The sequence below is a fragment of the Mailhella sp. genome (genome assembly GCF_057866825.1).
Genome location: NZ_DBMAHT010000102.1, coordinates 1 through 7,248, shown reverse-complemented (window position 1 = coordinate 7,248; position 7,248 = coordinate 1). Strand labels below are relative to the sequence as shown.

Genomic DNA, 7,248 nt, shown 5'->3' with positions numbered 1-7,248 from the left:
GCGAAGAGGAGCACGCCGCCTGCGAGACCGAGTGCGCCGATCCAGAAGGTGACGGCGAGCATGAGCACGAGGCGCACGATGTCGATGGGGTGGAAGCCCCAGGCGCTGTAGAGGCGATAACGCACGGTGGTGCCGCCGAGTAGCGCGCCGAGGTTGTAGCTGACGGCCGAACCGGCAAAGGACACGAGACAGACCCGGGGGAAGGGCAGACGCCGGTGAATGGCCCGCACGGCGAGCCAGTCGTAGCCTACGAGGATGGCGTAGTTGATGACGACGAGCACAACGGCAAGAATAAGTTGCCGATGTTGTATGTGGAGAATGCTGTCTATGATTTCTTCCATGCTGTAGCGCTTGAGCTTGTCGTAGAGAAGCCAGCAGGCCAGCGCACAGATGAAGAGAACGAGGAGCTTTCCCAGAATCGGCAGATATTTTTTCGTCTTCGGCAAATCACACACCCGGAAAATACAGAGTCTCGCCATGAGGCGGGGAACAAATTTGTGCGCCATCACAATACCTTTATGGAAGGGTAAAGGCAAGGGGAGAAAGGTAACAAATCGAGGGGGAAGGTTTTTTCATCACAAGATGAGCGCCGGGAAGGGAGATCTGTTGCGGGGCGGAATGTCTGGAAAAGTCTGGCGGGCAATCCGTTTGCCGGGTTTCGGAAGCGGGGTAAACGGGCGAGCAATGGGCGTTGTCTTTATCATTTGTTGGGGAAGAATTGATATAAATTTCACAAAACATTAACAAAAAAAGAAAGCTTTTTGAGGGGGGACACTGGGGAGTTGCGGCAGAGATGGGGCGAGGTCCGGGACGAGATTTCTGGTGAAGATGCAAGGGCGAGGATTCAGGGGGAGGCAGAGGCTCGGGGCGGCAGGCGAGTGGCCGAGAATTCGGCGAAAGGGGCGCGTCCTGTGGAGAAAGGCGAGCCCGGGGCGATTTGCGGCGGAAGGGCTTATGGACAGGTTGCGGCGAGGAGCGGGAGACGGCGAGGGTAAGTACGCCGGGAGAATGTGCAGCGTTCGGGGTGAGGGAGGCAATGGGAGGCACGGGGTTCTGGCGGAGACAAGACGAACTTTCGGGCCGGGCGACGTCGGGCAGGGGGCGTTTTGGCAGGAAAAAGGGCTTCTTCCGAGAGAAAATTTCGGGCCGCAAGTTTTTCAGAGAGAAGGAGATGCCGGGACATCAGAAGGCGCGCCGTTCGGAGCACGGGCGAAGCGACGACGAACGGCTCGAAGATGGGCGGGGGAGCAAGGACGACGGAACGGCGTTGATTTTTCGCTCGGCGTTCGCGTTCCGGCAGCGTCTGTTCCTTGCGCCGACGTTTGCAGGGTGGTCCATTATTGTTTCGCCTTTCGCGATTGCCGCCTTGCGTTTCTTCGTGGACCGATGTTTTGTTTTCGCGGCGGACACTCGCGTTCCCAGCCTCGTCTTTTCGCGAGGACTTCGCAGTTTCTGCCTTTGATTTACGGCGCGTTTGTCCGTTTTTGCCTCTTCCGCCTTTTTCTCTCCCCCCCCCTTCGCCCACAGCTGCGCGCATGATCATCCCGTTCACCCTGTCCTGCTGAAGCAGCGTTAGCTGCGAAGCAGAATCAGGGGGGACCGGGGGGAATTATTTCCCCCGGCGGGGTTCGGGGCAGCGCCCCGACTGCTCTTGCCTGTCCCCCTTCCTTTCCTCTCTTCATGGGGGAATTGACGCTGCGGGGCGGGGCAGTTAATCTCTGGTTGAATTTCAGGAGGGAGAGATGTCGGCAGAGAAGGCGGGACTGGAGCCGTGGCCTGCGGCGGTGAAGCGCGGCAGGGGGCGGCCGCGCAAGGTACGCGCTGATTCGGCGGCGGAGGGATCTGCGCTGCTGGAGGCGCAGGCGGTGATTGACGCGCCGGAGGGCGTTTCGCAGGAGAAGGAGAAGAAGCCCACGGCGCTTTCCGCGGCGCGGCGGGCTCCGTCGGACAGTCTGCGGGCGCTGGGGGAGCACTGGCTGGACGAGCTTCTTGCGGTGCGTGGGCTTTCGCCGATGACGGTGGATTCGTATCGGCAGGACATTGCCTCGCTGTCGTCGTTTCTGGAGGAGAGCGAGCTTGGCGACTGCACGGCGAAGCAGGCTCTTTCGCGTTTGGACGACGAGCAGCTTCTGCTTTTTGTGGTATGGCTGCGGCGCAGGGGCGACGGCAAGCGCACGCTGGCGCGGCGGCTTTCGTGTCTGCGCGGATTTCTCGGCTGGTGCGTGGATCTGGGGCTCATGGAAGGCAATCCCGCCGAGCTCCTGGACGGGCCCAAGCTGCCGCGGGTTTTGCCCAACGTGCTGACGCGTCAGGAAGTGCTGGCGCTCATCGACGCGCCGGACACGCGCACCAAGCTCGGGCGGCGCGATCACGCCATGCTTGAACTCATGTACGCGTCGGGGCTGCGGGTGTCGGAACTCGTGCATCTGCGGCCTCTGGACATTGATCTGCAAAGCGGCGTGGTACGGGTATTCGGCAAGGGGCGCAAGGAGCGTCTGGTGCCGATGCACGCGCGGGCCGTGGCGGTGATGGACGACTATCTTCGTTCGGTGCGTCCGGAGTTCATGCCGCAGGAAAGCGTGGTGTTTCTGAACCGTTCGGGCATGGGGCTCACGCGGCAGGCGGTATGGAAGCTCATCCGCCGCTACGCCCTGGAAGCCCGCATCGGGCGCGACATTTCGCCGCACACCATGCGGCACACGTTCGCCACGCATCTTCTGGAAGGCGGGGCCGATCTGCGCACCGTGCAGATGCTGCTCGGACACAGCGATCTGGCGGCCACGGAACTTTATACGCATGTGCGGTCCGATCTTCTGGAAGACGTGTATCGCCGCTGTCATCCGCGCAATGCGTATCATGCCGAAGGCGCGGATTCCGACGAAGGCGGGGAGGGCGCTTCCGCAGGCGCAGGCTCTTCCGGCGGTGCTTCCGAGATGGCGGGGGCTTCCGCAGCCTCTGACGGGAGCGCGGATGCCGTGTCCTCGGGCTCCGGCTCTTCCTCAGGCGCGGGCGCTGTTTCCGAAGCGGGCGCTTCCGCCGGGGCACGGTCGTCGATTTCCGGCGTAACCTCCGCTTCTTCCTCGGCCTCTTCCGCGGAGGCAGATTCTTCTGCCGCGTCTTCCTCCCTCATCGCCGCGGCGTCGGATTCCGCTCCGTCCCCCGCCGCATCTTCCGCACCACGCGACGCATCCCTCCCCAGCGAGGAAAACTCAAAGGATGATTCCCATGAACGTTGATACCGTCGTCACCTGCCACGCCAACGCCGACAACGACGCCCTTGCCGCGCTGGTGGGCGCGCTCGCGCTCTATCCCGACGCCGTGCTCCTTTTTCCCGGCAGTCAGGAAAGGCAGGTGCAGGAATTCTACGACGAAGTGGTCGAACCGCTCTATCCGTGCGTGAGTCAGCGCGAACTCGACATCACGCAGGTGAAGCGCCTCGTCGTGGTGGATACCCATCTCGCCAGCCGTCTGCCCCAGGTGAAAAAGCTCCTCGAACGCAAGGATCTGGAAATCCACGTGTGGGACCATCATCCCCTGAGCGACGACGAGGGCGACGATCGCCTCCCAGCCACCCTCATGATGGATGACGCCGTCGGCGCGGTGAGCACGTTTCTGGTGGAGGAAATCCGCCGCCGCAACATCAATCTGACCTGCGAAATCGCCACCTCCCTTGCGGGCGGCATCTACGGCGACACGGGTTCCTTCGTGTACAGCTCCACCACCCCGCGCGACTTCGAGGCCGCCGCATGGCTGCTTTCGCGGGGCGCGGATCTCGCCGTGGTGAGCCGTCTCATCACGCGCGTGATGGGCCGCGAACAGCTCAAGGCCCTGTCGGTCATGCTCGAAAACACCCAGGCGCGAGACATCGGCGGCGGGGTGGTCATGGCCATATCGTCCATGCAGAGCGAAACCTTTCTCGACGATTTCGCCACCCTCGCGCCCCGCATCATGGAAATCGAAGACTGCTCGGTGCTTTTTGCCATTGCGTCCATGGAAGACAAGGTGCAGGTCGTGGGCCGCAGCCGCACTCCCCTCGTGGACGTGGGCGAAATCTGCCGCAGGCTCGGCGGCGGCGGACACTACTATGCCGCTTCCGCCTCCGTGAAGGACATGACCCTGCCCCAGGTGCGCGACTTTCTCAAAATGCAGGCTTCGCTCATCGTGAACGCCGACGAAAACGCAGGCAAGCTCATGACGAGCCCCGCCCTCGGAGCGTCGGAGAGGCTCACCATCGGCGAGGCGCAGTCGCTCATGATACGCTACGGGCTCAAGGCCGTGCCCATTTTCGCCGACGGCACCCAGCGCTGCATAGGCATTCTCTCGCAGGAAACCGCTGCCAAGGCCTGCGGTCACGGGCTTGCGAACATCGCGGTGGGCATGTACATGCAGCGCTCCTTCAGCGTGGTGCCGCAGAGCGCCGGCATTCAGGAACTCGTGGACATCATGGTGGGCGGTCAGCAGCGGCTCATTCCCGTGGTGGACGGCCCCGATCCGCAGGGCCTCGACGACGAAGAACGCGAAGCCGAACTTCTCACACGCTCCGTGGTGGGCGTGGTCACCCGAACCGACATCATCCGTCTGTTCATGGGCGAAAACGGCGCGCACATTCCGCCGGTGAGCCGCAAGGCCCGCAAGGAACGCAATCTCGTTTCCGTGATGCGCAAGCGCCTTTCGGCTCCCTGCCTCGACTTTCTGCGCATGGCCGGCGAAATCGGACACGACATCGGCGCGTCGGTGTACGTGGTGGGCGGCTTCGTGCGCGATCTCGTCATGGACGGCAAGGGCCTCAAGTGGCCGGATATCGACATCGACCTCGTCATCGAGGGCGACGCCATGGCCTTTGCGCACAATCTGGCCATCCGGCTCAAGGGCCGTGTGCGCGAGCACCGCGAATTCATGACCGCCATGCTCGTGTTCCCCGCCGAAAGCCTCTGCGCCGACGTGGAGAGGCATCGCCGCACGCACCTTGCCGACACCACGGAAATCAAGGTGGACATCGCCACCGCGCGTCTCGAATTCTATTCCGAACCCGGAGCCCTGCCGCAGGTGGAACGCGGTTCCATCAAGATGGATCTCTATCGCCGCGACTTTTCCATCAACGCCATGGCGGTTCGGCTCAATCCGCAGGTGTTCGGCCAGCTCGTGGACTTCTTCGACGGGCAGGAAGACATCCGCAACAAGCGCATCCGCACCCTGCACGCCCTGAGCTTCGTGGAAGACCCCACGCGCATGTTCCGGGCCGTGCGCTTCGAGCAGCGCTACGGATTCCGCATGGGCGCCCAGTGCGAACGCTTCATGCGCAACGCCATAGACGATCTGCACCTCATTCATCACTTGTCGGGCTCGCGCATCTGCCACGAACTCGAACTCATGATGGAGGAACGCAATCCCTATCTCGGATTCCGCCGCATGGACGAACTCGGCCTGCTCGCCGAAGTGCATCCGCTGCTCGCCATGAACGACGAAAAACGCGACATGGCCGACCGCGTGCGCCGCGTGCTCGAATGGTACATGCGCATGTACCTGCCCGAAGAGCCCGACCTGCTCATGCTCATGCTCATCGCGCTCTGCCGCCGCGCCCCCGCCCCGGAAGTGGAATCCCTGCTCGCCAGACTCCAGTTCTCCGACAGAAGAAAAAGAGAGACCATGCAGGTGCGCTCGGCCATCATGGCCGCCCGCTCCGGCATGACCCAGTGGGAAAAGAAAAAGGGCCCCGTCAGCGACCTGCACCGCATGCTCGGCCGCGCCCCCCTCGAAACGCTGCTCTACCTCCTCGCCCAGGAAAACAACCCCGAACAGCACGAAAAACTGACCCGCTACATCTACATGGGCCGACAGATGAAGCCCGATATCAACGGCGACGACCTCAAACGCATGGGCGTCCAGCCCGGCCCCATGATAGGCCGTATCCTGAACGACGTGCTCGCCGCTAAACTCGACGACGAATCCATGCCCCGCGACGATCAGCTCGCCCTCGCCGCCCGCCTCGCCGTCCAATACACCGCCGAAGAGGCCGCCGCTGCCAAAGCCGAAGAGAAGTAAAGGCAGAAAAGGCAGGAAGAGAGGAAAGGCAGGAAAGGCATGCGGGGGAAATAATTCCCCCCGCGCCCCCCTGATTCTGCCTCGCAGCTAAAGCTGCTTCGGCAGGCTCTGGCGGGAAAGCAGGGCGAGTTGCCGAAGACGACGGGAGTTTGGAAAGGCGGAGGCTGCAAGGCGCGGAAAGTCTTGGCTGGCTCTGTTCGGTCTGCGGACTCAGTGCAGGTGTGTCCTGTCGGACCCACCTGCGGTGGCCGACGACTGTCCGGCCTTCGCCGGACAGTCGTGTCAAAGGAAGAGATTTCCAGATGTTGAGGGAAAGACTCAAGTCCGGAGAAAATTCGGTCGGAACTTTCTGGAATGGCAGCGTCGTCCCCGCCTGCGTCGAATCGTCGAGTCAAAGGAAGCGATTTCCAGATTTTTTGGGGGAGAAAAACAAGGGCGGGAAATCGCGTTGTTCTGCACAGGTGGCAGCATGTTGCCATTCTCCTTTGTTAATCCCCCCAATTAAAAGTTTTAGGAAGGGGAAAGGGGGTGCGGGGGAAAGGGGACAACCCTTTTTCAAAAGGGTGTCCCCTTTCCCCCGCATCTCTCTTCTCTCTCTCTCTTCCCATCCTTCTCCTCTCCCTTTCTTTTCAGCGGGGAATCCGTTATGGTGGAGGGGATTGGAACGGTATTGGAGCCTTTGGGGGTAAGGAATGTCGTCTTTGAATCCTTTGACTGACAATGAGCTTTCGGGATATCGCTCCTTTTTGAAGGAGAGGACTCAGCGTTTTCAGGAAGAGATGGCCCGTCTTCGGCGGGGGCATGGATCGCTCAAGCTGTATGCGGATTTACACAAGCGGCTGGGGCTGCATCGCGGTTTGGATCCCGAGGGGCGGGACTGCTGGCGCATAGCGGAGTACATGCCGCAGGCGACGCGGGTATGGCTGGCGACGAGCCGCACGAATTTTGAGCGGCGTCCTGAATACGAGCTGGTGAACGTTGGCGGCGGGTTATGGCGCATGTACCTGCCGAAGGACGCGCTTTTTCACGGCGACTACTACGAGTTGCACGTGGAGGGCACGGGCGAGAGCGGGGTAGTGCGCAGGGTTCCGGCGTTTGCCTGCTGGGTGGAGCAGCAGAAGGACAATCCCGACATGTGGTGTGCGCGGGTATGGGATCCGCAGACGCCGTATCTGTTCCGGTACGACAGGCCGGTGCGTCCGAAGT

General features: G+C 62.0%; 4 protein-coding genes and 1 pseudogene. 4 read left to right on the top strand and 1 reads right to left on the bottom strand.

Annotated features, from left to right (window positions below; genetic code table 11):
- The coding region (locus ACZM96_RS08540; RefSeq protein ID WP_489488536.1) for a lysylphosphatidylglycerol synthase transmembrane domain-containing protein at window positions 1-506 on the bottom strand (506 nt) is incomplete at its 3' end.
- Window positions 507-1,036: 530 nt separating this feature from the next.
- Here ACZM96_RS08540 and ACZM96_RS08535 point away from each other — a divergent pair.
- The 4 genes and pseudogenes from ACZM96_RS08535 to ACZM96_RS08520 form a co-directional block, all read left to right on the top strand.
- A complete protein-coding gene (locus tag ACZM96_RS08535) occupies window positions 1,037-1,462 on the top strand; it encodes a hypothetical protein (RefSeq protein ID WP_489488534.1) in 426 nt (141 codons plus the stop codon).
- Between the two features lie 280 nt (window positions 1,463-1,742).
- Window positions 1,743-3,236, top strand: a complete 1,494-nt coding sequence (locus ACZM96_RS08530; RefSeq protein ID WP_489488533.1) for a site-specific tyrosine recombinase — start codon at window positions 1,743-1,745, stop codon at window positions 3,234-3,236.
- Complete coding sequence (locus ACZM96_RS08525) at window positions 3,226-6,042, top strand: CBS domain-containing protein (protein ID WP_489488531.1); 2,817 nt, start codon at window positions 3,226-3,228, stop codon at window positions 6,040-6,042. The genes ACZM96_RS08530 and ACZM96_RS08525 overlap by 11 nt, the downstream gene beginning before the upstream one ends.
- Window positions 6,043-6,941: 899 nt before the next feature.
- Window positions 6,942-7,248, top strand: a pseudogene (locus tag ACZM96_RS08520) (alpha-amylase family glycosyl hydrolase); the annotation flags it as partial.

Excerpts from the sequence above, each read along its gene's own strand:
- ACZM96_RS08530 (WP_489488533.1), top strand. The coding sequence starts at position 1,743 with ATGTCGGCAGAGAAGGCGGGACTGGAGCCGTGGCCTGCGGCGGTGAAG.
- ACZM96_RS08525 (WP_489488531.1), top strand. The coding sequence starts at position 3,226 with ATGAACGTTGATACCGTCGTCACCTGCCACGCCAACGCCGACAACGAC.
- ACZM96_RS08535 (WP_489488534.1), top strand. The coding sequence starts at position 1,037 with ATGGGAGGCACGGGGTTCTGGCGGAGACAAGACGAACTTTCGGGCCGG.